General features: G+C 54.0%; 1 protein-coding gene. It reads left to right on the top strand.

Going from position 1 to position 1,496, the window contains the following annotated elements; all coding sequences use genetic code 11:
• The first annotated feature begins 25 nt into the window (after nucleotides 1–25).
• Nucleotides 26–988: a copper resistance protein B gene (locus GPL81_RS30900; RefSeq protein WP_425502635.1), complete on the top strand. Its 963-nt coding sequence runs from the start codon at nucleotides 26–28 to the stop codon at nucleotides 986–988.
• The last annotated feature ends 508 nt before the right edge of the window (nucleotides 989–1,496 follow it).

The raw sequence follows: 1,496 nt of genomic DNA, 5'->3' as shown, positions 1-1,496 counted from the left end.
CCCAACCCAAACACTAAAAAAGCGGATTGAGACCATGACCCTTAAGCTTTTACGTCCGACCCTGATGGCGTTGACGGTTTCAGTCAGCTCTGTGTTTGTTGGTATCGCTACCGCAGCTGAAGAGATGGATCACTCCAAGATGGATCACGGTTCGATGGGAACCATGGACCATAGCAGCATGGGGGCAATGGATCACGGCAATATAAACATGGACCAAGGCCAAATGGAGGGCATGGATCACAGCACCATGAATATGGATGCTGGGGCAACCACCATGAGTCGGACGCCCATTCCTGTATTGACCGATGCTGATCGTAAGGCCGCCTTTCCGCCTGTCGCAGGTCACGGCGTTCATGACAAGAAACTCAACTCTTTCGTCCTCCTGGATAAATTTGAATACCAAGACGCGGATAACGGCAGCGCTCTGAGTTGGGATGCCAAAGGTTGGATCGGTGGAGACGTCGATCGCTTGTGGCTACGCTCGGAAGGTGAGCGTACTAATGGTGTGACGGAAGATGCCGAACTCCAGGCGCTTTGGGGCCACTCCATCGGTCCATGGTGGGATGTTGTCACCGGTGTGCGCCAGGACTTCAAACCCGGTTCACCGCAGACGTGGGGGGCTGTTGGGATCCAGGGCATGGCCCTCTACAACTTCGAAACTGAAGCAACCGCGTTCATCGGCGAGAACGGCCAGACCGCCGCTCGACTGGAAGGTGATTACGACATTCTGCTCACCAACCGCTTGATCTTGCAGCCGACCGCCGAAGTGAACTTTTATGGAAAAAACGACCCGCAGCGCGGCATTGGCTCTGGATTAGCCAATACCGAAGTGGGCTTGCGGTTACGCTATGAAATTGTTCGTGAGTTTGCCCCTTATATCGGTGTTACCTGGAATCGCTCCTACGGCAAGACCGCCGACCTGGCCAGCGATGAAGGGAACGACACCAACGAGGCTCGCTTTGTAGCCGGTATTCGCATGTGGTTCTAAGGGACTGACATGAAAGGACCAATCAAAACGTTGACTGCTGCCAGTGTGGTCGCCGCCATTGTAGGTGCAGGTGTCGAGTATTTCGGGGTGTTTAATGTGGGCGCCGATGCCCCACATTCGCTCCCCGTACCCTGACTCCACTTGATTGAATTCAGGCCCATTTAAATCTCGCAGGAAATCTCGCGACGAAACAAATCCCTGATTCGAGCGTGGACACCACACTCAAGCAGGCCAATGCCGTGATCCCCAACAGTGGATCGCGCCCCGCTAAAGGTGTCCGCCTTTGGTAGCCCCACAGCTGGTACAACCATCAGCCCAAGACCAATAAAACTATTCTTCATTTCGCCCTCCAGGATCTGCAATCTTCATTCAGAGCGAAAGTCTCAGTGGGCGGAAAGGATGAAAATATGAGTAGCGAAAGTCCGGACACCAATGCTGAGCGTCTTCGTATTCCGCGCACGGTCTGGGCGTTGGGCTTCGTCAGTCTGTTTATGGATCTATCCTCCGA

Source organism: Pseudomonas izuensis (genome assembly GCF_009861505.1).
Taxonomy (GTDB): Bacteria; Pseudomonadota; Gammaproteobacteria; order Pseudomonadales; family Pseudomonadaceae; genus Aquipseudomonas; species Aquipseudomonas izuensis.
This window is presented reverse-complemented; position numbering and strand designations above follow the sequence as displayed.